23 protein-coding genes and 2 tRNA genes are annotated in these 20,556 nt (G+C 65.5%); 19 read left to right on the top strand and 6 right to left on the bottom strand.

Annotation, left to right across the window (positions count from 1 at the left end; translation table 11 throughout):
* The first annotated feature begins 372 nt into the window (after positions 1-372).
* From AC0WR5_RS14315 to AC0WR5_RS14305, 3 genes are all read left to right on the top strand, one after another.
* Positions 373-2,280 carry an acyl-CoA synthetase gene (locus tag AC0WR5_RS14315; protein ID WP_475864092.1) on the top strand — a complete coding sequence of 636 codons (1,908 nt, stop codon included), beginning with the start codon at positions 373-375 and terminating at the stop codon, positions 2,278-2,280.
* 233 nt (positions 2,281-2,513) lie between these two features.
* Positions 2,514-3,941, top strand: a complete 1,428-nt coding sequence (locus AC0WR5_RS14310) for a TrkH family potassium uptake protein (protein WP_475864091.1) — start codon at positions 2,514-2,516, stop codon at positions 3,939-3,941.
* Between the two features lie 88 nt (positions 3,942-4,029).
* Positions 4,030-5,655 (top strand): thiamine pyrophosphate-dependent enzyme, encoded by a 1,626-nt coding sequence (locus tag AC0WR5_RS14305; RefSeq protein ID WP_475864090.1) that lies wholly within the window; start codon positions 4,030-4,032, stop codon positions 5,653-5,655.
* Here the strand turns inward: AC0WR5_RS14305 and fahA are convergent.
* Genes fahA through AC0WR5_RS14285 form a run of 4 tightly spaced genes read right to left on the bottom strand, consistent with a single transcriptional unit; the run spans position 5,652 to position 9,207 of the window.
* Positions 5,652-6,881: a fumarylacetoacetase gene (gene fahA / locus AC0WR5_RS14300; RefSeq protein ID WP_475864088.1), complete on the bottom strand. Its 1,230-nt coding sequence runs from the start codon at positions 6,879-6,881 to the stop codon at positions 5,652-5,654. The genes AC0WR5_RS14305 and fahA overlap by 4 nt on opposite strands.
* Positions 6,872-8,239: a homogentisate 1,2-dioxygenase gene (gene hmgA, locus AC0WR5_RS14295; protein ID WP_475864087.1), complete on the bottom strand. Its 1,368-nt coding sequence runs from the start codon at positions 8,237-8,239 to the stop codon at positions 6,872-6,874. Before hmgA ends, fahA begins: the two co-directional genes overlap by 10 nt.
* Positions 8,240-8,281: 42 nt before the next feature.
* Positions 8,282-8,728: a MarR family winged helix-turn-helix transcriptional regulator gene (locus AC0WR5_RS14290; protein WP_475864086.1), complete on the bottom strand. Its 447-nt coding sequence runs from the start codon at positions 8,726-8,728 to the stop codon at positions 8,282-8,284.
* Positions 8,725-9,207 (bottom strand): Lrp/AsnC family transcriptional regulator, encoded by a 483-nt coding sequence (locus tag AC0WR5_RS14285; RefSeq protein ID WP_475864085.1) that lies wholly within the window; start codon positions 9,205-9,207, stop codon positions 8,725-8,727. The genes AC0WR5_RS14290 and AC0WR5_RS14285 overlap by 4 nt, the downstream gene beginning before the upstream one ends.
* Positions 9,208-9,326: 119 nt before the next feature.
* On the opposite strand from AC0WR5_RS14285, the gene hppD reads away from it, so the two are divergent.
* A complete protein-coding gene (gene hppD / locus AC0WR5_RS14280) occupies positions 9,327-10,439 on the top strand; it encodes a 4-hydroxyphenylpyruvate dioxygenase (protein WP_475864084.1) in 1,113 nt (370 codons plus the stop codon).
* A 1-nt stretch (position 10,440) separates the two neighbouring features.
* Complete coding sequence (locus AC0WR5_RS14275; RefSeq protein WP_475864082.1) at positions 10,441-10,797, top strand: Rieske (2Fe-2S) protein; 357 nt, start codon at positions 10,441-10,443, stop codon at positions 10,795-10,797.
* Between the two features lie 146 nt (positions 10,798-10,943).
* On the opposite strand, the gene AC0WR5_RS14270 is transcribed toward AC0WR5_RS14275, so the two are convergent.
* Positions 10,944-11,018: transfer RNA gene (locus AC0WR5_RS14270), tRNA-Thr, on the bottom strand.
* A gap of 114 nt (positions 11,019-11,132) precedes the next feature.
* Here AC0WR5_RS14270 and AC0WR5_RS14265 point away from each other — a divergent pair.
* From AC0WR5_RS14265 to AC0WR5_RS14200, 14 genes are all read left to right on the top strand, one after another.
* Positions 11,133-11,339: a hypothetical protein gene (locus AC0WR5_RS14265; protein WP_475864081.1), complete on the top strand. Its 207-nt coding sequence runs from the start codon at positions 11,133-11,135 to the stop codon at positions 11,337-11,339.
* Positions 11,340-11,345: 6 nt separating this feature from the next.
* The gene (gene murA / locus AC0WR5_RS14260) at positions 11,346-12,614 is read left to right on the top strand and encodes a UDP-N-acetylglucosamine 1-carboxyvinyltransferase (RefSeq protein WP_475864079.1); all 1,269 of its coding nucleotides are present in this window, start codon (positions 11,346-11,348) and stop codon (positions 12,612-12,614) included.
* Positions 12,611-13,081, top strand: coding sequence for a DUF2948 family protein (locus tag AC0WR5_RS14255; RefSeq protein ID WP_475864077.1), 471 nt, complete (start codon positions 12,611-12,613; stop codon positions 13,079-13,081). The genes murA and AC0WR5_RS14255 overlap by 4 nt, the downstream gene beginning before the upstream one ends.
* Before the next feature lie 84 nt (positions 13,082-13,165).
* Positions 13,166-14,470: a histidinol dehydrogenase gene (gene hisD, locus AC0WR5_RS14250; RefSeq protein ID WP_475864075.1), complete on the top strand. Its 1,305-nt coding sequence runs from the start codon at positions 13,166-13,168 to the stop codon at positions 14,468-14,470.
* Positions 14,471-14,594: 124 nt separating this feature from the next.
* Positions 14,595-15,074, top strand: a complete 480-nt coding sequence (locus AC0WR5_RS14245) for a UPF0262 family protein (protein WP_475869026.1) — start codon at positions 14,595-14,597, stop codon at positions 15,072-15,074.
* A 7-nt stretch (positions 15,075-15,081) separates the two neighbouring features.
* Positions 15,082-15,543, top strand: a complete 462-nt coding sequence (locus tag AC0WR5_RS14240) for an arsenate-mycothiol transferase ArsC (protein ID WP_475864073.1) — start codon at positions 15,082-15,084, stop codon at positions 15,541-15,543.
* A gap of 43 nt (positions 15,544-15,586) precedes the next feature.
* Positions 15,587-15,982: a ketosteroid isomerase-related protein gene (locus tag AC0WR5_RS14235; RefSeq protein WP_475864071.1), complete on the top strand. Its 396-nt coding sequence runs from the start codon at positions 15,587-15,589 to the stop codon at positions 15,980-15,982.
* Entirely contained in the window at positions 15,979-16,560 is a 582-nt protein-coding gene (locus tag AC0WR5_RS14230; RefSeq protein ID WP_475864070.1) for a GNAT family N-acetyltransferase, read from the top strand. Before AC0WR5_RS14235 ends, AC0WR5_RS14230 begins: the two co-directional genes overlap by 4 nt.
* Positions 16,561-16,591: 31 nt before the next feature.
* On the top strand, positions 16,592-17,467 hold the full coding sequence (locus AC0WR5_RS14225; protein ID WP_475864068.1) for a carbon-nitrogen hydrolase family protein: 876 nt from the start codon (positions 16,592-16,594) through the stop codon (positions 17,465-17,467).
* 93 nt (positions 17,468-17,560) lie between these two features.
* A complete protein-coding gene (gene infA / locus AC0WR5_RS14220; protein WP_007792573.1) occupies positions 17,561-17,779 on the top strand; it encodes a translation initiation factor IF-1 in 219 nt (72 codons plus the stop codon).
* A gap of 43 nt (positions 17,780-17,822) precedes the next feature.
* Positions 17,823-18,395, top strand: a complete 573-nt coding sequence (locus tag AC0WR5_RS14215) for a Maf family protein (RefSeq protein ID WP_475864066.1) — start codon at positions 17,823-17,825, stop codon at positions 18,393-18,395.
* An 11-nt stretch (positions 18,396-18,406) separates the two neighbouring features.
* Positions 18,407-19,474 carry a ribonuclease E/G gene (locus tag AC0WR5_RS14210; protein ID WP_475864065.1) on the top strand — a complete coding sequence of 356 codons (1,068 nt, stop codon included), beginning with the start codon at positions 18,407-18,409 and terminating at the stop codon, positions 19,472-19,474.
* Complete coding sequence (locus AC0WR5_RS14205) at positions 19,471-19,671, top strand: DNA gyrase inhibitor YacG (protein ID WP_475864063.1); 201 nt, start codon at positions 19,471-19,473, stop codon at positions 19,669-19,671. The genes AC0WR5_RS14210 and AC0WR5_RS14205 overlap by 4 nt, the downstream gene beginning before the upstream one ends.
* Positions 19,672-19,800: 129 nt before the next feature.
* Positions 19,801-19,875 (top strand) — tRNA-Phe (locus AC0WR5_RS14200).
* Positions 19,876-20,151: 276 nt separating this feature from the next.
* Here AC0WR5_RS14200 and AC0WR5_RS14195 read toward each other — a convergent pair.
* Positions 20,152-20,547: a (R)-mandelonitrile lyase gene (locus AC0WR5_RS14195; RefSeq protein WP_475864062.1), complete on the bottom strand. Its 396-nt coding sequence runs from the start codon at positions 20,545-20,547 to the stop codon at positions 20,152-20,154.
* Between the last annotated feature and the right edge of the window lie 9 nt (positions 20,548-20,556).

Below are 20,556 nucleotides of genomic sequence, written 5' to 3'. Positions count from 1 at the left end.
CCCGGAGCGGACCCGGCGTCGCCCCCCCCGGCGGGAGGAGCGCCGTCGTGCCGCAACGTCGCGGAGCCGGTGCCGTCGCGGCAGGGACTGGCCCGGGGATGCTGGAATAATCATTCAAAATTGCGCGGCTGGTCCGCAGCGAAGCGGTGGGAAGATTGCATTTCGCCCCGCAATCCAGAGGCTTGCGTCGGAAAAACTTCTCGCTCGTGGAAATTGCCAGCGGGCGGTTTTTGTGTCTGAATGAGGTGCGTCGGTCGTCCGATGCACCCATATGGAAATACGCAGCGTCATACTTGCCATTTGGGCGTGCAAGGCAAAACCTGCGCAACACCGCGTTTCACGCGTGTGACGACATACATGGGAGGAGAAACCATGAGTTTTGCCGGCGTTTCCGACACGCTGAAGCTTCAGAGCGAGATGCCCTGGGAAGAAAGGAGCGTGCCGAGTTCCGTCTACGAGATGGTGCGGCGCACGGCCGAGCGTTTTCCGAACAACAATGCGATCACCTTCCAGCTGCTGGCACGGCCGATCGACCCTGCCGAAACACTGACCTGGAGCCAATTCCACGGCAAGGTCTGCCAGGCCGCGAACCTGTTCCGCGACCTTGGTGTGGGCGAGAACGACGTGGTCGCCCTGGTGATGCCGAACTGCACCGAGATGGCCGTGACGATCTTTGGCGGCATGACGGCCGGGGTGGTCAACCCGATCAACCCGCTGCTCGAGCCGGAGAAGATCGCCTCGATCCTGCGCGAGACCGGTGCCAAGGTCGTGGTGACGCTGAAGCCCTTCCCGAAGAGCGACGTGGCGCAGAAGACCGCCGAGGCCGTGGCCATGGCGCCCGGCGTCAAGACCGTGCTGGAAGTGGACCTGAACCGCTACCTTACCGCGCCGAAGAGCTGGCTGGTGAGCCTGATCCGGCCGCGCGATACGCACAAGCATCACGCAAGGGTGCTGGACCTGGGGGCCGAGATGGCGCGCCGGCCCGCGACGCTGACCTTCGAGGATCCGCAGACCGACCGGGTGGGCGCGCTGTTCCATACCGGGGGCACCACGGGGATGCCCAAGGTGGCGCGCCACCTGCTGTCGGGGATCGTCTACAACGGCTGGCTGGGCGCCACGCTGTTGTTCGGCGATGACGACAACATCATGTGCCCGTTGCCGATGTTCCACGTTTTTGCCTGTCAGGTGATGGCGATGGGGGCGGCTGCCTCTGGCGCGCACCTGGTGCTGCCGACGCCGGCCGGCTATCGCGGTGACGGGGTGTTCGACAACTTCTGGAAGCTCTGCGAGCGCTGGAAGATCACCTTCATCACGGCCGTGCCCACGGCGATCTCGGTGCTGATGCAGCGCGCCGTGGATGCCGACCTGTCGACGGTCAAGCTGGCCTTCTCGGGTTCGGCGCCGCTGCCGCAGGAACTGTTCACGCGCTTCGAGAAGGCCGCCGGCGTGCGGGTGATCGAGGGCTACGGCCTGACCGAGGCGACCTGCCTGGTGTCCTGCAACCCGCCGGACGGCACGCGCAAGGTGGGCTCGGTCGGCGTGCCGCTGCCCTATACCGACGTGCGCATCCTGCGGGCAAACCCCAACGGCGGCGAACCGCATGAATGCGGCATCGACGAGGTGGGCGAGATCTGCGTGGCCAACCCCGGCGTCTACCCCGGCTCGACCTATACCGAGGCCGACAAGAACCACGAGCTGTTCCATTACGACCGTTACCTGCGGACCGGCGACCTTGGGCGGCTGGATGCGGATGGCTACCTGTTCATCACAGGACGCGCCAAGGACCTGATCATCCGCGGCGGCCACAACATCGACCCCGCGATGATCGAGGATGCGCTGCTGAGCCATTCCGCCGTGGCCTTTGCCGGGGCCATCGGCCAGCCGGATGCGCGCACGGGCGAGCTGCCCTGTGCCTATGTCGAGCTGGTCGAGGGCGGCCAGGTGACCGTCGACGAACTGCTGGCCCATTGCAAGGTGCACGTGGACGAACGCGCGGCGATCCCGAAGTACATCGAGATCCTGCCGGAGCTGCCGAAGACGGCGGTGGGCAAGATCTTCAAGCCGGACCTGCGCAAGATGGCGATCAAGCGCGTCTACAACGCGGCACTGGCCAACGCGGGGCTGGCCGTCGAGGTGGTCGAGGTGGTGGACGACAAGAAGCGCGGCCTGACCGCCCGCCTGAAGCGGACAGGCGGTGTGGACGAGCAGAAGGTGGTGCACCTGCTGGGCAATTACACCCGCCCGTGGGAATGGGCCGAGCAGGTGACCGAAGCCGCCTGACGGCCGTTTCGACGGATGCATCAGTGATCAGCGGGCGTGCCGAAGGGCGCGCCCGTTTCGCGTTTCCGCAGGCATCCGCCTGCGCGCCGGGGCCGCGCGGTGCCGTAGTGATTGCCCGCCGCGCACGGCGGGTATATTGACGGATCAACTTGCCGGTCTCTGGCGGTGCCCGCGCGGCCCGTGGCCGGAGGGGATGCACAGCGACCAAACGGGACAGCCACAGGGCACATGCGTTGAACTTCGTCATCTACGTCAATGGCATGGTGCTGCTGTTCTTCGCGGCGCTGATGCTGCTGGACGCTCTGATCTTCCAGGCCACCGCGGCCGCCTTTGCCATGGCCGGCATCCTGACCGGATTCATCGGGTTGAGCCTGGCGATCGCGACCTCCTCGCGGCTGGACAACGTCAACCGCCTGCATGCCTTCCTGCTGACCTCCTCGGTCTGGGTTACGGCGGGGCTGGCGGGGGGCGTGCCGCTCTACCTGACGGGGCTCTCGCCCGTGGACGCGCTCTTCGAGGCGATGTCGGGCATCACCACGACGGGCTCGACGGTGATGAGCGGCCTCGACAGCACACCGCATGGCATCCTGATGTGGCGTGCCATCCTTCAGGCGGTGGGCGGCGTGGGGTTCATCGTGACGGGCATTGCCCTGCTGCCGATCCTGAAGGTCGGCGGCATGCAGCTGTTTCGCACCGAAAGCTCGGACCAGGGCGAAAAGGAGCTGAGCAACGCGGCGCGGTTCGCCTCGGCCACGCTGAAGGTCTATCTCGGGCTGATGGTGATCTGCGGCTTTGCCTACCTGGCCGGCGGCATGAGCGTCTTTGACGCGATCACCCATGCGATGACCACCCTCTCGACCGGGGGGTATTCCAACTACGATGCCTCCTTCGGCCATTTCCAGAGCAGCTACCTGCAATGGATGGGCACGCTCTTCATGCTGCTGGGCGGGCTGCCCTTTGCCTGGTACATCCGGGCGATAAACCGGGGTGTCTTCCAGAGCGAGCAGATCCGCTACATGCTGTTCAGCCTGACGGCGGTGATCACCGTGCTGACCCTCTGGCTGACCGCGACCGACGGCATGTCGCCTCTGGCGGCGCTGCGGCTGGTGTCCTTCAACGTGATCTCGGTGGTCACGACCACGGGCTATGCCACGACGGATTACCTGCAATGGGGTCTTTTCGCGGTGGTGGCCTTCTTCGTGCTGACGGCGGTGGGGGGCTGTACCGGTTCGACCTCCGGCGGGATCAAGGCAATGCGCTGGGTGCTGCTGTTCCGGGCGCTGAAGCTCGAGATCAAGCGCGTGCACGCGCCGCACAGCGTCAGCGTGCTGCGCTATGAGGGCCGCCGGGTGGAGCCGGACGTGCTGAGCGGGGTGGTGGCCTTCTTCGTCTTCTACGCTGCGACATTCTCGGTGTTGTCGATCATCCTCACCTTCCTCGGGCTTGACCTCGACACCGCGACCTCGGGCGCGCTGACCGCGCTGGCCAACGTCGGCCCGGGCGTGGGCAACGTCATCGGGCCGGCGGGGAACTTTGCCTCGCTGAGCGACCCGGTGAAGGTGGTGCTCTCGGCGGGCATGTACCTGGGCCGGCTGGAAATGCTGACGGTCTTCACCCTGCTGACCCCGATCTTCTGGCGCGACGTGAACCTGGCCCGCTGATTGGCAGTGGCTGACCGTCATTTCACCTGTTAATGATTGCGCGATGCGGCCGGGGGAGGCCGCGAAGGCAGACGACAGGGAGGATGGCATGCCCCGCATGACAACCGGCGAAGTGATGGCCGAGGCGCTGATTGCCAATGGAGTGGACACGCTCTTTGGCATCCCCGGCGCGCATATGTACGATTTCAACGATGCGGTGGCGCGGCAGGCCGGCAAGATCCGTTTCATCCACACGCGGCACGAGCAGGGCGCCGGCTACATGGCCTATGGCTATGCCCGTTCGACGGGGCGCGTTGGCGCCTACACGGTGGTGCCGGGGCCCGGGCTGTTGAACTCGGGCGCGGCGCTCTGCACGGCCTATGGCGCCAACGCGCCGGTGCTCTGCATCACCGGCAACATCATGTCGAACCTGATCGGTCAGGGGCGCGGGCAGCTGCACGAGCTGCCCGATCACCTCGGCACCCTGCGTGGATTGACCAAATGGGCCGAACGGGTCACCCATCCGACGGGGGCCGCTGCGGTGATGGACGAGGCATTTCGCAAGATGCTCTCGGGTCGGCCGGGGCCAGTGGGCGTGGAGGCGCCCTGGGATGTCTTTGGCATGGCGGCAGAGGTGACCGTGCCGGTGGCCAGCACGCCCGAGGCCGCACCGCTGCCCGACCCGGAGGCGGTCGAGGCCGCCGCCGCGCTGCTCCGGGCGGCGAAGACACCGCTGATCATGCTGGGCTCGGGCGCCATCGGCGCCGAGGCGGAGGTGGCCGAGCTGGCGCGCCTGCTGCAGGCGCCGGTGACGGCGCACCGACAGGGCAAGGGCGTGCTGCCGGAGGACGATCCGCTCGCGCTGCTGCCACCAGCCGCCTGGCAGTACTGGCAGGATTGCGACCTTCTGATCGGTGTCGGCTCGCGGCTGGAGCTGCAGCACTTCCGCTGGCGCTGGATGCCCGAGGGGCTGAAGACCCTGCGGATCGACATCGACCCGACCGAGATGGTGCGGCTGAAGCCGGACGTCGGCATGGTGACAGACAGCAAGGCGGGGCTGCGGGCGCTGATCGCGGCGCTTGAGGGACTGGAGCGGCCCTCTCGCGCCGAGGAATGCGCAGGCCTGCGGCAGGCTGCGGCCGAGGCGTTGAAGAGCGTGCAGCCGCAGGAGGGGTATCTGCGGGTGATCCGCGAGGTGCTGCCGCGCGGCGGCTTCTTCGTCGAGGAGGTGAGCCAGGTGGGGTTCACCGCGCGCATGTGCTTTCCGGTCTATGCGCCGCGCCACTACGTGACCTGCGGCTATCAGGACAATCTCGGCTTCGGCTTCAACACGGCGCTTGGGGTCAAGGTGGCGCATCCGGACAAGGCGGTGATTTCGGTCTCGGGTGACGGCGGGTTCATGTTCGGCGTGCAGGAGCTGGCCACGGCACGGCAGTTCGGCATCAACGTGGTGGCCGTGGTCTTCAACAACGGGGCCTATGGCAACGTGCGGCGGGACCAGCAGCAGAGCTATGGCAACCGGCTGATCGGTTCGGACCTGGAGAACCCGGATTTCGTGGCCCTGGCCGAGAGTTTCGGGGTGAAGGGCCTGCGGGCGGAGGACCCGGAGGCGCTGCGCGCGGCCCTGACGGAGGCGCTGGCCGCAGAGGCGCCGGTGGTGATCGAAGTGCCGGTGCCGAGGGGCGGCGACGCCTCGCCCTGGCCCTTCGTGCATCCCGCCCCGCTGAAGCCCTAAGGGGAGGGCAGCGCCGGCAGGATCCGCCCCGTGCAATCGCCGAAACCGATGCGATAGCCGTCTCCCACAGCATGCCCGGAGAGGGTGACGGTATCGCCATCCTCGAGAAAGCTGCGCTGTCCGAAGGGCAGATCCAGCGGGCGCTCGCCGCCCCAGGACAGTTCCAGCAGCGAGCCGAAACTGTCGGGCGCGGGCCCTGAGATCGTGCCGGAACCGAGCAGGTCGCCCGTACGCATGGCGCAGCCCGAGCTGCTGTGATGGGCAAGCTGCTGGGCCGCTGAATAGTACATTTCGCGGTAGTTCGTGCGGCTGACTTCGGCGGTTTCGCCGCGTGCCGAGAGGCTGACCGACAGGTCGATGTCGAAGAGCATCGGACCGGTGTCGGCGAGATGCGGCAGCAGCGGCACCTCTCGCGCCGGCGTGGCGCAGCGGAAGGGAGAGAGTGCCTCTGCCGTGACCACCCAGGGGCTGATCGTGGTGGCGAAGGCCTTGGCCTGGAACGGCCCGAGGGGCTGATATTCCCAGGCCTGGATATCGCGCGCGGACCAGTCGTTCAGTAGCACGTAGCCGAAGATCGCCTGATCCGCCTGATCGACAGAGAGCCGCTCGCCCATCACCGTGGGGGTGCCCACGACGGCCCCCAGCTCCAGTTCGAAATCAAGCCGCCGGCAGGGCCCGAAATCCGGAGCATCGGCCCCGGGCGGCTTGCGCTGGCCCAGTGGGCGGCGAATGTCGGTGCCCGAGACCACGACGGTGGAGGCGCGACCATTGTAGCCGATGGGCATGTGCAGCCAGTTCGGCGGCAGGGCATTCTCGGGGCCGCGGAACATGCAGCCGACGTTGTAGGCGTGCTGACGCCCGGCGTAGAAGTCGGTGTATTCGCTGACGCGAAAGGGCAGGTGCAGGGTGACGGAATCCATCGGATGGAGCGCCGCGCCGAGGTCGCTCTGCGCCCCTTCGGCCAGCAGGGCGGTGAGCGTGGCGCGTACCTCGGCCCAGCGGGCGGGACCCTGGGCCATGAAGGCGTTCAGCGCCGGCTCCTCGAACCCGCAGGGGGGCAACAGGCCCTGTGCCTGCAGCGCGGCCAGATCGAGCACCTGGTCGCCGATGGCGGCACCGCAGCGGGGCGCATCGCCCAGCGAGAAGACACCGAAGGGCAGGTTGTTCAGTGGAAAGGGGGAATCGGGCGCGTTGGCGGCGGCAATGCGGCTGCGGATCAGGGGCATTTCACCCCCGGCGTGCCGTCGAACTTCTTCTCCAGGTCGCGCCAGCAATCGATGTAATCGTCCTGCAGCGGCGCTTCCTGTGCGGCAAATCGGGTGAGGTGCTGGGGGAAGCGCGTCTCGAACATGAAGGACATGGTGTTGTCCTGGAAGGCCGGTTCCATCGGCTCACTCGAGCCATGCTCGAAGGCGTTGCGATCGGGGCCGTGGGGCAGCATGCAGTTGTGCAGGCTCATCCCGCCGGGGGCAAAGCCCTGCGGCTTGGCATCGTAGATGCCGTGGATATTGCCCATCAGCTCGGACATGACGTTCTTGTGGTACCAGGGCGGACGGAAGGAATGTTCGGCCACCATCCAGCGTTCGCGGAAGAGCACGAAATCGATGTTGGCGGTGCCCTCCAGCCCGGAGGGGGCGGTGAGCACGGTGAAGATCGAGGGATCGGGGTGATCGAACAGCACGGCGCCGACGGGGGAATAGGCGCGCAGGTCGTACTTGCAGGGGGCGTAATTGCCGTGCCAGGCGACGACATCCAGCGGTGAGTGGCCGATCTGGGTTTCGTGGAACTGCCCGCACCACTTTATCATCACACGGGAGGGGGCCTCTCGGTCCTCGAAGGCGGCGACGGGCGTCTTGAAATCGCGCGGGTTGGCCAGGCAGTTGGCCCCGATGGGGCCGCGGTTGGGCAGGTCGAACTTGGCGCCGTAGTTCTCGCAGACGAAACCGCGGGCAGGGCCCTCGGGCAGCTCGACCCGGTAAACGAGGCCGCGGGGGATCAGGGCGATCTCGCGCGGCTCCACCTCGATCACGCCCAGCTCGGTGACAAAGCGCAGCCGGCCCTCCTGCGGCACGACGAGCAACTCGCCATCGGCGGAATAGAAGTACTCGTCCTGCATCGGGCGGGTCACGAGGTAGACATGGCTGGCCATCCCGGTCTGGGTGTTCACGTCGCCCGCGGTGGTCATGGTGCGCATGCCGGTCAGCCAGGTCAGCGGCGCGTCACTCTGCGGCAGGGGATTCCAGCGGTATTGGCCCAGCGAGGCGAGATCATGCTGCACGTTGGGCGCGGTCTGCCAGTAGGGCAGGTCGATCCGGCTAAAACGGCCGGTGTGCTTTACCGAGGGACGGATGCGATAGCACCAGGTGCGCTCGTTCTGCCCGCGCGGCGCAGTGAAGGCGGTGCCTGAGAGCTGTTCGGCATAAAGGCCATAGGCGCATTTCTGCGGGCTGTTCTGTCCCTGGGGCAGGGCGCCGGGCAGGGCCTCGGTCTCGAAATCATTGCCGAAGCCGGGCATGTAGCCCGGCGTGGTGCCGCAGGGGCTCTCGGCGCGGATCAGGCCCTTGGGGGCGGTGTGGTGGTTCATCGGGGCTCCTCCTGCCCCGAATCGTATTGGTTGAAAATGTAACTAACAACCGCGCCGCGTGGAGAGCAGGTGCAGGATCTCGGTGAGGTCATCGAAGCGCTCGGTGCCGATCCGGGCCCGGATGCCGGCGTTGAACTCGGCTGCGATTGCCTGAAGGTCGTCGAAGGCCGCGCGACCCTGCGGCGTGAGGGCGAGGCGCTCGTTGCGGCGATCCTCGGGCAGGATATGGCGCGAGAGAAAACGGCGGGCTTCCAGCTTGGCCACGGCGCGCGATACCTTGGTCTTGTGCAGGCTGGCGCGGTCGCAGATCTGCCGCGCGGTCATGTCGCCGTAGTGGCCGAGATGAAAGAGCACCCGCCATTCGGTGCGCAACATGCCGTAGCGGTCGCGGTAGACCTTGCGGAAGCCCTCGCCGGTGGTTTCCGCGGCCTGGTTCAGCAGGTAGGGCAGGAAGGTGCCCGGATCGAAGCCGTCGTCATCCACGATCATGGCGCCAACGCCGAGAGGTCGACGCCCTTCTGGTCCTTCAGCGTCTTCAGCACGATCTCGGACCGCACCTGTGCGACCTGGGGATGGGGCAGCAGCTTGCGGTGGATGAAATCGGCAAAGGCCTCCAGGTCGCGCGTCTTGATGTCGAGCACGTAGTCGGCATCGCCCGAGACGGAAAAGGCAGAGCGGATCTCTGGCTGGTCCTCGACAAAGCGGGCAAAGCTGCCCTCGTTGCCCTGGCCGTGGTCGCGCAGGTTCACCCGGGTGACGGCGCGCAGCCCGAGCCCGAGCCGCGGCCCGTCGAGCCGCGCGGTATAGCCCAGGATCAGCCCCTCGGCCTCGAGCGCGGCGCGGCGGCGCGAACATTGCGAGGCCGAGAGGTTCACCACCTCGGCCAGGGCGGCATTGGTCATGGCGCCGTCGCGCTGCAATGCGTCGAGAATCGCCCGATCAAAGCTGTCGATGCGCATTTCGTGCATGTCCTCCCCGTTCATGCAGATGTGTGAGCATATTCACCCGGATGCACGCGTAGATTGCAAGGCTTTTGCAGGGTTTTCCTGTGATCATGTGCGCCAGACACATGTTTCAGGAGGTATTCATGGGCCCCTTTCCGCACGACGCCCCCAAGGCGGTGATCTCTGCCGCCAATCCGGCCGGCACCGACGGCTTCGAGTTTGTCGAGTTCGCGCACCCTCAACCAGAGGAACTTGACCGGATCTTCCGCCAGATGGGATTTGCGCCGGTGGCCAGGCACCGCAGCAAGGATATCACCCTCTACCGGCAGGGCGACGTGAACTATCTGCTGAATGCCGAACCGGCCAGCCACGCGGCGGATTTCGTGGGCGAACACGGGCCTTGCGCCCCGGCGATGGCCTGGCGCGTGGTGGACGCGCAGGTGGCCCTGAAACGCGCGCTCGATCTGGGCGCCACTGAATACACCGGCCCGGGCAAATCGCTGGACGTGCCGGCGGTGGTGGGGATCGGCGGCTCGCTGCTCTACTTCGTGGACACCTATGGCGAGGCGGGCAGCTGTTATGCGCAGGACTTCGAGTGGCTGGGCGAAGCGGATCCGCGGCCCGAGGGCTTTGGCTTCTATTACCTCGATCACCTGACCCACAACGTGATCCGCGGAAACATGGACACCTGGTATCGCTTCTATGCCGAGACGTTCAATTTCCGCGAAATCAAGTATTTCGACATCAAGGGCAAGCAGACCGGCCTGGTCAGCCGGGCGCTGACCTCGCCCGATGGCAAGATCCGCATTCCGATCAACGAGAGCACCGACGATCACAGCCAGATCGAGGAGTACCTGCGCGAATACAAGGGCGAGGGGATCCAGCATATCGCCGTGGCATCGGAAGATATCTACGGCTCGACCGACCGGATTGCCGAGGCCGGTATGGAATTTATGCCCGGGCCGCCGACCACTTACTACGAGATGAGCCACAAGCGGGTGAAAGGGCACGAGGAGCCCATCGACCGCATGCAGGCGCGCGGCATCCTGATCGATGGCGAGGGGGTCGTGGGCGGTGGCGAGACGCGGATCCTGCTGCAGATCTTCTCCAAGACGGTCATCGGGCCGATCTTTTTCGAGTTCATCCAGCGCAAGGGCGACGATGGATTCGGCGAGGGGAATTTCCGCGCGCTCTTCGAATCGATCGAGGAAGACCAGATTCGCCGCGGCGTGCTGAAATCCGAGCCCGCGGAATAGAATGGGCTGGCGCGATTACGGCTCGGCACCGGCCCCGGGCACGGCGATCTGCCGGGCGGATGCGGTGAAGGAGGTCCTTTCGGTCGAGGTGCCGGGCCCCGCGGGCGCCTTTCCGCTTCTGATCCTGCGGCGGGGCGGCGGATTTCGCGGATACGTGAATGCCTGTCCGCATCAGTACCTCCCGCTCGACTATCGTGGCCCGCAGATTCTCTCGGCCGACGGTGCGAAACTGATGTGCACGGCCCATGGCGCGCTGTTCGATGCGGAGGATGGTGCAGCGATTCAGGGCGCAGACTGTGCCCTAGATGCGGTGCCCCTTGAAGAGATCGCCGGACTGTTGCGAATCGCAAGCGTTTGAAGAGGCGCGCTTTTCGCCGATTCCCGTAAGTGTTTCCCTGTCCGAAACCGGTGCGGCCCTGCCATGCCGGTCTTTTCACGCGTGAAACGGCACATGTAACCACGGATCGTGGCGAATGATCGGGAAGTTTTCAGGGAGGAGAGATATGGTGCCGCAGGGGAGGATTGAACTCCCGACCTCACCCTTACCAAGGGTGCGCTCTACCACTGAGCTACTGCGGCGCCGTCTGGCGTTGGTCGCCGTCTCCGGTGACCGTGGGCGGCTGATTAGACGCAAATTTCGGGGGGCGCAAGCAGAAACTGGACCCTTTTTCGGTGGTGCTTTACAGAAGCCCCATGACACGCAAACCGAGTTCAGGAAATGGCGCGGCCACAACGCGCGAAGATCGGCTGAAAGCGGCGCTGAAAGCCAACATGGGTCGCCGCAAGGCGCAGGCCCGTGCACGCTCGGCGGCGAAAGACACGGAAACACAGGCAGGGACCACCGGCGAGAGCGACACGGAAGCAAATTCCGGCGCGGCCCTATCCCAGAGCGAGGACTGAGAGCAGATGGATTCGATACTTGTGACGGGGAATGGCCCGCTGAACGGGCAGATCCCGATCGCGGGCGCGAAGAATGCCTGCCTGGCGCTGATGCCGGCCACGCTTCTGTCGGAAGAGCCGCTGACGCTGACCAATGCGCCGCGGCTGTCGGACATCAAGACGATGACCTCGCTGCTGCAGTCGCTTGGTGCCGAGGTGTCGAGCCTGCAGGATGGCAAGGTGCAGGCGATGTCGAGCCATGACCTGAATTCCACCTGGGCCGATTACGATATCGTGCGCAAGATGCGGGCCTCGAACCTGGTACTGGGCCCGCTGCTGGCGCGGATGGGCCATGCCGAGGTCTCGCTGCCCGGCGGCTGTGCCATCGGTGCGCGGCCGATGGATCTGCACATTCACGGGCTGGAGGCGCTGGGCGCGGAAATCGACCTGCGCGAGGGCTATCTCTACGCCAAGGCGCCGGGCGGGCTTAAGGGGGCGGAAATCGCGCTCAGCTTTGCCTCGGTGGGCGCCACCGAGAACATCGTGATGGCTGCGACCCTGGCCAAGGGCACCACGGTGCTGACCAATGCCGCGCGCGAACCCGAGATCGTCGACCTAGTGAAATGCCTGCGGGCCATGGGCGCCCAGATCGAGGGCGAGGGCACCAGCCGCATCGAGATCCAGGGCGTGGATCGCCTGCACGGCGCGACTCACCCTGTCGTGGTCGACCGAATCGAGCTGGGCACCTACATGCTGGCCCCGGCGATTGCGGGCGGCGAGGTGGAATGCCTGGGCGGCCGGATCGAGCTGCTGGGCGCCTTTGTCGAGAAGCTGGACCAGGCGGGAATCGACGTCGAGGAAACCGAGGCGGGCCTGAAAGTGCGGCGTCGCAATGGCCGGGTGAATGCCGTCGACGTGGTGACCGAGGTCTTTCCCGGGTTCCCGACCGATCTGCAGGCCCAGATGATGGCGCTGCTCTGCACCGCCGAGGGGACCTCGGTTCTGGAAGAGAAGATCTTCGAGAACCGTTTCATGCACGCGCCGGAACTGATCCGGATGGGCGCCAACATCGAGGTGCACGGCGGCCATGCCAAGGTGACCGGCGTCGAAAAGATGAAAGGTGCGCCGGTCATGGCCACCGACCTGCGCGCTTCCGTCTCGCTGATCCTCGCAGGTCTTGCGGCCGAGGGTGAAACCGTGGTCAGCCGGGTGTACCATCTGGATCGCGGTTACGAGCGGGTCGAGGAAAAGCTCTCGGCCTGCGGCGCGAAAATTGAACGGATCAAGGCACAATGACCGAAGACGCACGTTTCGAAGACGGCCGCGAGGCCCCGCTGAACCTGGGTGCGCTTGAGGCGGAGGACCTGCAGGTCATCTCTGCCCTGGTGCAGGACGCGATCTTTCCCGCGTCGGAAATGCAGTTCCTGCGCAGCGAGCGCCGCTTTGCGCTGCTGCTGAACCGCTTCCGCTGGGAAGACAACGGCCGCGCCCGCCATGGGGCAGAGCGGGTTCAATCGATCCTGGTCTTCGAAAACGTGCTCTCCGTCGCCTCTCAGGGGGTGACTCGCGATGCCGACACGATCCTCTCGGTGCTGGCGGTGGATTTTCACCCCGACGACGAGCCGCCGGGCGGCTTCATCGAGGTCACGCTGGCCGGTGACGGCGCGCTGCGGCTGAAGGTAGAGGCCCTGGAGGTGCGCCTGCAGGACGTGACGCGACCCTATGTGGCGCCCTCTGGCCGGATTCCCGATCACGGGGCCTGACCGCCGCTCTTCGCTCGCAGGGGCAGGGTGCTTGAGGCGCCGCAACGTAAAGACTATGGAGAGCCGGATAACCCGGGGAAAACCATGCCGCAATTTCTGTCGACCGCCGATCAAGACTTCGAAACCCGTTTCACCGCGCTGCTGAGTGCAAAGCGCGAGGACAGCCCCGACGTGGACGACATCGTGGCGGGCATCATCGCCGACGTCCGCGCCCGCGGCGATGCGGCGGTGATCGAGCTGACGGCGAAATTCGACCGGCTTGACCTCACCCCCGAGACGCTGCGCTTCTCCGAAGCCGAGATTGAGGCCTATTGCGCGCAGGTGCCTGCGGAGGAGAAGCATGCGCTCGAGCTGGCGGCGCAACGCATCCGCGCCTACCACGTACGCCAGATGCCCGAGGATGCCTTCTGGACCGATCCCGATGGTGCCTCGCTTGGCTGGCGCTGGTCTGCCGTAACGGCCGCCGGGCTTTACGTGCCGGGCGGGCTGGCCTCCTATCCCTCGTCCGTCCTGATGAACGCGATTCCTGCCAAGGTGGCCGGTGTCGAGCGCCTGGCGATCTGCGTGCCGACGCCCGACGGCAAGGCGAATCCGCTGGTGCTGCTTGCGGCGCGGCTGGCCGGTGTCGACGAGGTCTATCGCATTGGTGGCGCCCAGGCGATCGCCGCGCTGGCTTATGGCACCGAGAGCATTCCCCCGGTCGACAAGATCACCGGCCCGGGCAATGCCTTTGTCGCCGCGGCCAAGCGGCGCGTCTTTGGCAAGGTGGGCATCGACATGATCGCGGGCCCCTCCGAGGTGCTGGTGATCGCAGATGCAGACAACGAGCCCGACTGGCTGGCCCTCGACCTGATGAGCCAGGCCGAACACGACGAGAGCGCCCAGGCCCTGCTGATCACTGATGACCCTGCCTTCGGCGCCGCCGTGGCCGAGGCCGTGGAGGCGCGCCTGGAAACACTCGAACGCCGCGCCATTGCGGGTGCGAGCTGGCGCGACTATGGCGCCGTGATCACCGTGCGCGACATGGAGGAGGCGGCGCAGCTGTCCAATCGCATCGCCCCCGAGCACCTCGAGCTTTGCGTGGCCGACCCTCAGCCGATGGTCGAGGCCTGCAAGCACGCCGGCGCGATCTTCCTCGGCGCCTGGACGCCCGAGGCCATCGGCGACTATGTCGGCGGGCCCAATCACGTGCTGCCCACGGCGCGTTCGGCGCGGTTCTCCTCCGGTCTCTCGGTGCTGGATTTCCTGAAGCGCACGACGTTGGCACAGATGACGCCCGGCGCGCTCAGGGCCATCGGCCCCTCGGCAGAGACGCTGGCGCAATCGGAAAGCCTTGAAGCGCATGGGCTTTCCGTGCGCGTCAGGCTGGACCGGCTGAACGAAAGCTGACTCCCTGATGTGCCTTCGCCACAAGTGTGACGTTTCGGTAAGAATTTGTGGCGTATTGCTGCGTTGCAGCATAAACTGATTGGCGAGGGGAGACTCGCCAATTGTCCGAGGGGATCACATGAACATGTCCCGCATCACGCATATCGAGCTGGACGACCGCAACCTGCCGCCGCCGACCCCGGAGATCGAGCAGGAACGCAAAGTCGCCATGTTCGACCTGATGGAAGAGAATTCCTTCACCCTGCCGAAGCGGGATGATCGCATCGTGCCCGACGGCCCCTACAGCGTCAGCCTGTCGATCCGTGACAAGCGCCTGGTCTTCGACGTGCGCACCGACACGGGCGAGCCCGCGGCACAGTTCCTGCTGTCGCTCGGGCCTTTTCGACAGGTGGTGAAGGATTACTTCGCAATCTGCAAAAGCTACTTCGATGCGGTGAAGAATCTGCCCCCCGCGCAGATCGAAACCATCGACATGGCCCGGCGCGGCATCCATGATGAGGGCGCGCGCGTCCTCGTCGAGCGACTCGAAGGCAAGGCCATCGTGGACCACGACACCGCGCGTCGTCTGTTCACGCTCGTCTGCGTGCTGCACTTCGGGGGGTAAGGCCGTCTTGTCAGCGGAACGTCCGCAATCGGTATTGTTCTGCTGCGACCACAACGCGGTGCGCTCTCCCATGGCCGAGGGCATCATGAAGAAGTTCTACGGCACCGAGACCTATGTCCAGTCAGTGGGCGTGCACAACGACCTCGAAATCGACGGTTTCGCGATCTCCGTCTGCAACGAGGTGGGGGTGGAACTGCACCGTCACCGCTCGCGCAGCTTCGAGGAGATGCAGCAATGGGGCGATGACCTCAGCTCCTTCGACCTGATCGTCGCACTCTCGCCGGCCAGTCAGCGCTCGGCGCTCGAACTTACACGCTTCTTTCACCTGACGGTCGAATACTGGCCGATCATGGACCCGACGGGCATCGGCGAAAGCCGCGACCAGAAGCTGAATGCCTATCGCCAGACCCGTGACCAGATCATCGCGCGCCTTGAGGACCGCTTTGGCCCGCGGCGCCTGGATCTGTAGTCGCATGGACCTGTAACAGCGCTTCTTCTAAGGAAATTTCCAGATGATCGACACGATCGAACGCTACTTTGCCGCCTTCAACGCCGGCGACACCGACGGCATGCTGACCTGCCTCTCCGAGGGCATCGCCCACCACGTGAACGAGGGCAACATCCGCACCGGCAAGGAGGCCTTTGCCGAGTTCTGTGCCCACATGTCGCGCTGTTACAAGGAAGAGCTGACCGACATGGTGATCTTCTCCGCCGAGGGCGGGCGTCGCGCGGCGGCGGAATACATCGTCAATGGCACCTACCTGGAGACCGACGAGGGGCTGCCAGAGGCGCGCGGCCAGGGCTATCGCCTGCCGGCGGGCTCCTTCTTTGATCTCGACGATGCCGGGCTGATCACCCGTGTCACCACCTATTACAACCTGTCCGACTGGCTCGGTCAGGTGGCATGATCCGGACCGAAGTGCTGACCGGCGCGGCCCTGGAGGCCGCGCTCGACGACGTGGCGCGCCTGCGGATCGAGGTCTTCCGCGACTGGCCCTATCTCTACGAGGGCGATCTCGATTACGAGCGGCGCTACCTCTCCGATTATCTCTCTCCCACGGCGATCGTCGTGGCGGCGCTGGATGGCGACCGGGTGGTGGGCGTTTCCACCGGCATGGGCATGGAGGCGCATTCCGACGATTTCGCGGCACCCTTCGCGGAACGGCCGGAACCTCTGGGGGAAATCTTCTATTGTGCCGAGTCGGTTCTGCTGCCGGCCTATCGGGGGCAGGGCATCGGTCACGCCTTCTTCGATGCGCGCGAGGCGCACGCCCGGCAGCTCGGCCGGCGCTATGCGGCCTTCTGCGGCGTGGTGCGCCCCGAGGAGCATCCCCTGCGGCCTGCCGCCTATCGCCCGCTCGATGCTTTCTGGACCGGGCGTGGATATGCCAAACTGCCGGGAATCGTGGCGCATTTCACCTGGCAGGACATCGACCGGGACAAAGCGACCCGCCATCCGCTTCAATTCTGGATGAAATCGCTCTAAGCCGCGAGCGACTCACACAAAAGAGGCCGACATGAAGATTGCTACCGCCGCCTATCCTCTCGACTGGTTTGCCAGCTGGGCCGACTACGAAACCAAGCTGCGCGGCTGGGTCTCCGAGGCGGCGGGGCAGGGGGCGAGCCTGCTGCTCTTCCCGGAATACGGCGCCATGGAGCTTGCCTCGATCGCCGGCGAGGAGGTCTGTCAGGACATAGCCCGGGCGAGCAGGGTGATTTCCGACATGATGGACGACGTGCACCGGCTGCACCTCGATCTGGCGGCGGAATTCGGTGTGCATATCGTCGGGGCCTCCGGGCCCGTCTACCTCGAGGATGGCCGCCTGGTGAACCGCGCCCATCTCTATGCGCCGTCCGGCAAGATGGGCTTCCAGGACAAGCAGATGATGACCCTCTGGGAGGTTGACCCCTGGGGCGTCGAGGGGGCAGGCCCGGTCAAGGTCTTCCACACGGCCATCGGTCGTCTTGCGATAAACATCTGTTACGACAGTCAGTTCCCCCTGATTGCACGGTCCCAGCGCGAGGTCGACCTGCTGCTGGTCCCCTCCTGCACCGAGGCGCTCGAGGGCTACTGGCGGGTGCGGATCGGCGCTATGGCCCGCGCTCTGGAAAACCAGTGTGTCAGTGTCATGGCCTCGACCGTGGGCGATTATCCCAGGCTCGATGCCGTCGCCACGAACTGGGGCATGGGTGGCATCTTCTGCCCGCCGGATGCCGGCTTTCCTTCCACCGGTGTCATCGCCGAGGGCACGCTGAACCAGCCCGGCTGGACCTATGGTGAGGTCGATCTGGGTGCCATCGAGCGCATCCGAACCGCCGGCAACGTGCGCAATCGCACCCACTGGGCCGATCAACCATCGGATGGTGTCATCGAACTTTGCGATTTGAATTAGAATTTCCTTGAATATTCCCGCTCGAAGGCTCATTTACCCCGCATCTGGCACGGGTCGCTTACCCGTGGCAGCTCACGAAACACAGGAGACCACATGGCCAAGGAAGACATTCTCGAATTCCCCGGCGTCGTGAAGGAACTCCTGCCGAATGCGACATTCCGGGTCGAGCTCGAGAACGGCCATGAAATCATCGCACATACGGCAGGCAAGATGCGCAAGAACCGCATCCGTGTTCTGGCAGGCGACCGGGTCCAGGTTGAAATGACCCCCTACGATCTGACCAAGGGTCGGATCAACTATCGCTTCAAGTGACATCGCGCCTTGCGCGGTGTCCGTTCTAAAATGAGGGCCTGACTTGAAACTCGTCCTCGGATCGGGAAGCCCCCGGCGGCTGGAATTGCTGGCCCAGCTGGGGGTTAAGCCCGACGATATTCGTCCCCCTGACATCGATGAAACCCCTATTGCCGGCGAGCTGCCGCGCCCCTATTGCGCCCGCATGGCGCGGGAGAAGGCGCAGGCGGTCGTGGCCGCCGAGGGCGAGATCGTGCTCTGTGCCGATACCACTGTCGCGCTTGGCCGCCGCATCTTGGGCAAGCCCGCCGATGCCGGCGAGGCGGCGGAGTTCCTCTGGGCATTGTCCGGGCGTCGCCACCGCGTGATCACGGCCGTGGCCGTCAAGGCCGGCGGCAGGGTCTGGGAGCGTGACGTCGTCACCGCGGTCAAGATGAAGCGCCTCTCGGATGACGAGGTGAATGGCTACCTTGCCAGCGGCGACTGGCAGGGCAAGGCCGGGGGCTATGGCATCCAGGGCCCTGCAGGGGCCTTCATCCCGTGGATTTCCGGCTCTTTCTCTGCTGTCATGGGGCTGCCCGTGGCGGAAACCGCCACTTTGCTGACGGCCGCCGGCTGGCCCGTCTGGACCGTCTGAAAGGACATCGCATGAAGGGTCTGCAGATCGTTCTGGATCACGTCACCGTCGATGGCGAGGCCGTCGAGGCCGCTGCCCTGCTGGAGGATGGCCGCCTGTCGGACCTGCTGATCGACGACAGCGATCAGCCGCGCCCCGGCACCATCTACCGGGCCATCGCCGACCGTCCCGTGAAGGGGCAGGGGGGGATCTTCGTGAAAACCCCCGAGGGCAACGGTTTCCTGCGTCAGATTAAGGGGATGCGTCCGGGCGAGAGCCTGCTGGTGCAGGTCTCCGGATATGCCGAGCCGGGAAAGGCCCTGCCGCTGACCAGCAAGGTGCTGTTCAAGAGCCGCTATGCCATCGTCACCCCCGGCGCCCCCGGCATCAACCTCTCGCGCAGCATCAAGGACGAGGATGTGCGTGATGCGATTCTCGAGGTCGCGCACGAGGTCTTTTCCGAACATCCTGTCTGCACCGGAGAGGATCCGGCCGGCTTGATTCTGCGCTCGGCCTGTGCCGGCGCGGAGCCCGAGGCCATTGCCGAGGATATCGCCGCCATGGCCGATCTGGCCGCACAGGTGTTGGCTGATACCGGCGATGCCGCCGAGAAGCTGATCGACGGCCCGGGCCCGCATGAGCTGGCCTGGCGCGACTGGCCCAAGGCTGAATGGATCGAGGGCGAGGGTTGCTTTGCGGACCTCGGCGTCGATGAGATGCTGGATCGACTGGCCCGGCCCGAGGCGCCCCTGGGGACCAGCGGCACGATGTTTGTCGAGGCTACGCGTGCCTGCGTGGCGGTCGACGTGAACACCGGTGGCGACAACAGCCCCGCCGCGGGCCTCAAGGCCAATATCGCCGCCGCCCGCGACCTGCCGCGACAGCTGCGTCTGCGCGGCCTCGGCGGGCAGATCTTCCTCGACCTTGCCCCCATGGGCAAGAAGGACCGCCGGCAGTTCGAGAGCGTCCTGCGCGCCGCCTTTCGCGCCGATCAGACCGAGACGGTATTGGCCGGATGGACCCCTCTCGGCAATTACGAGCTGCAGCGCAAACGCGCCCGTTTGCCTTTGGCGCCGATCCTTGGCAGGCTTGGGGCATGACCTGTCCCATCTGCAATTCCAAGACCGATCCAAAGTACCGTCCCTTTTGCAGTCGGCGCTGTGCCGACCGTGATCTTGGGCGCTGGATGAACGGTGCCTATGCGGTGCCTTCGAGTGACCCCGAGGATATCGAGGCGGCCATTGATGCAGCCGAAGAAGCCCTGACCAAGGCCATGGATAAGTCCCGTCTTTCCTAGATTTTACAATGGCTTGCGGGGTGGGGTGCATTTTCTCTGCGTGGCATGCGGATTTTTGGAAAAATCCTCTGGACACTCCCCGCGCCCTCGCCTAGAACGCCCCCACCCAACGGCAGATGCCGTTCCCGTGCCCGGGTAGCTCAGGGGTAGAGCAGTGGATTGAAAATCCTCGTGTCGGTGGTTCGATTCCGCCCCCGGGCACCACTCATTTCGGTGAACATGCTTATATGTGTCGGGTCCCACGATAGGGGCCGGCCACGCAGCATGGTGTCGGGCCGTAAAACTCTCCTTCCGCAATTTCTGGCTGCAACTATGCCTTCGGGGCAGGGGCAAGTCGCCCCTTCGCAGCTGTGCTGCCGGACCCTGACGGCACGGCTCGCGAAGGCAAAGGCCCCGGAGGGTCTCCACCCGAAGCCTTTCCCCGTGGCTGTCTCGCTGCCCCTTGCTGTGCTCACGTACCTGCGGCGCAAGCGGGCTGGTTCAGCCCGCGTAGTCTTCGTCAGAGACCTTTTCCATCCAGCTCACCGCAGAGCCGTCGATGGCTTCCTGGATGGCGTGGTGGCTCATGGCGCAGTCGGCACTGGCCCCATGCCAGTGCTTCTCGCCGGCGGGAAACCAGACGACGTCTCCGGCAGTCACCTCTTCGACTGGGCCGCCGTCCCGCCGCACGCGGCCGCGCCCGAAAGTGATGATGATGGTCTGACCAGCCGGATGGGTGTGCCAGGCGGTGCGGGCGCCCGGCTCGAAGGTGACATGCGAGCCGATGACGCGACCGGGCGCCTCGGCCTGGAAGATCGGCTCGACACGGACGGTGCCGGTGAACCAGTCTTCGGGACCTTTCATCGAGGGGGCGCTGCCCGAACGGATGATTTTCATTGGGTATCC

The sequence above is a fragment of the Pseudooceanicola sp. DL12 genome, assembly GCF_056270665.1.
Note: the sequence above shows the minus strand (reverse complement) of the source record. Positions and strands in the feature narration are given on the sequence as shown.

Bases quoted from the DNA above. Each gene is read 5' to 3' on its own strand.
- AC0WR5_RS14315 (WP_475864092.1), top strand. From the start codon at position 373: ATGAGTTTTGCCGGCGTTTCCGACACGCTGAAGCTTCAGAGCGAGATG.
- AC0WR5_RS14305 (WP_475864090.1), top strand. From the start codon at position 4,030: ATGCCCCGCATGACAACCGGCGAAGTGATGGCCGAGGCGCTGATTGCC.
- fahA (WP_475864088.1), bottom strand. From the start codon at position 6,881: ATGCCCCTGATCCGCAGCCGCATTGCCGCCGCCAACGCGCCCGATTCC.
- hmgA (WP_475864087.1), bottom strand. From the start codon at position 8,239: ATGAACCACCACACCGCCCCCAAGGGCCTGATCCGCGCCGAGAGCCCC.
- AC0WR5_RS14290 (WP_475864086.1), bottom strand. From the start codon at position 8,728: ATGATCGTGGATGACGACGGCTTCGATCCGGGCACCTTCCTGCCCTAC.
- AC0WR5_RS14285 (WP_475864085.1), bottom strand. From the start codon at position 9,207: ATGCACGAAATGCGCATCGACAGCTTTGATCGGGCGATTCTCGACGCA.
- hppD (WP_475864084.1), top strand. From the start codon at position 9,327: ATGGGCCCCTTTCCGCACGACGCCCCCAAGGCGGTGATCTCTGCCGCC.
- AC0WR5_RS14275 (WP_475864082.1), top strand. From the start codon at position 10,441: ATGGGCTGGCGCGATTACGGCTCGGCACCGGCCCCGGGCACGGCGATC.
- AC0WR5_RS14265 (WP_475864081.1), top strand. From the start codon at position 11,133: ATGACACGCAAACCGAGTTCAGGAAATGGCGCGGCCACAACGCGCGAA.
- murA (WP_475864079.1), top strand. From the start codon at position 11,346: ATGGATTCGATACTTGTGACGGGGAATGGCCCGCTGAACGGGCAGATC.
- AC0WR5_RS14255 (WP_475864077.1), top strand. From the start codon at position 12,611: ATGACCGAAGACGCACGTTTCGAAGACGGCCGCGAGGCCCCGCTGAAC.
- hisD (WP_475864075.1), top strand. From the start codon at position 13,166: ATGCCGCAATTTCTGTCGACCGCCGATCAAGACTTCGAAACCCGTTTC.
- AC0WR5_RS14245 (WP_475869026.1), top strand. From the start codon at position 14,595: ATGTCCCGCATCACGCATATCGAGCTGGACGACCGCAACCTGCCGCCG.
- AC0WR5_RS14235 (WP_475864071.1), top strand. From the start codon at position 15,587: ATGATCGACACGATCGAACGCTACTTTGCCGCCTTCAACGCCGGCGAC.
- AC0WR5_RS14230 (WP_475864070.1), top strand. From the start codon at position 15,979: ATGATCCGGACCGAAGTGCTGACCGGCGCGGCCCTGGAGGCCGCGCTC.
- AC0WR5_RS14225 (WP_475864068.1), top strand. From the start codon at position 16,592: ATGAAGATTGCTACCGCCGCCTATCCTCTCGACTGGTTTGCCAGCTGG.
- infA (WP_007792573.1), top strand. From the start codon at position 17,561: ATGGCCAAGGAAGACATTCTCGAATTCCCCGGCGTCGTGAAGGAACTC.
- AC0WR5_RS14210 (WP_475864065.1), top strand. From the start codon at position 18,407: ATGAAGGGTCTGCAGATCGTTCTGGATCACGTCACCGTCGATGGCGAG.
- AC0WR5_RS14205 (WP_475864063.1), top strand. From the start codon at position 19,471: ATGACCTGTCCCATCTGCAATTCCAAGACCGATCCAAAGTACCGTCCC.
- AC0WR5_RS14195 (WP_475864062.1), bottom strand. From the start codon at position 20,547: ATGAAAATCATCCGTTCGGGCAGCGCCCCCTCGATGAAAGGTCCCGAA.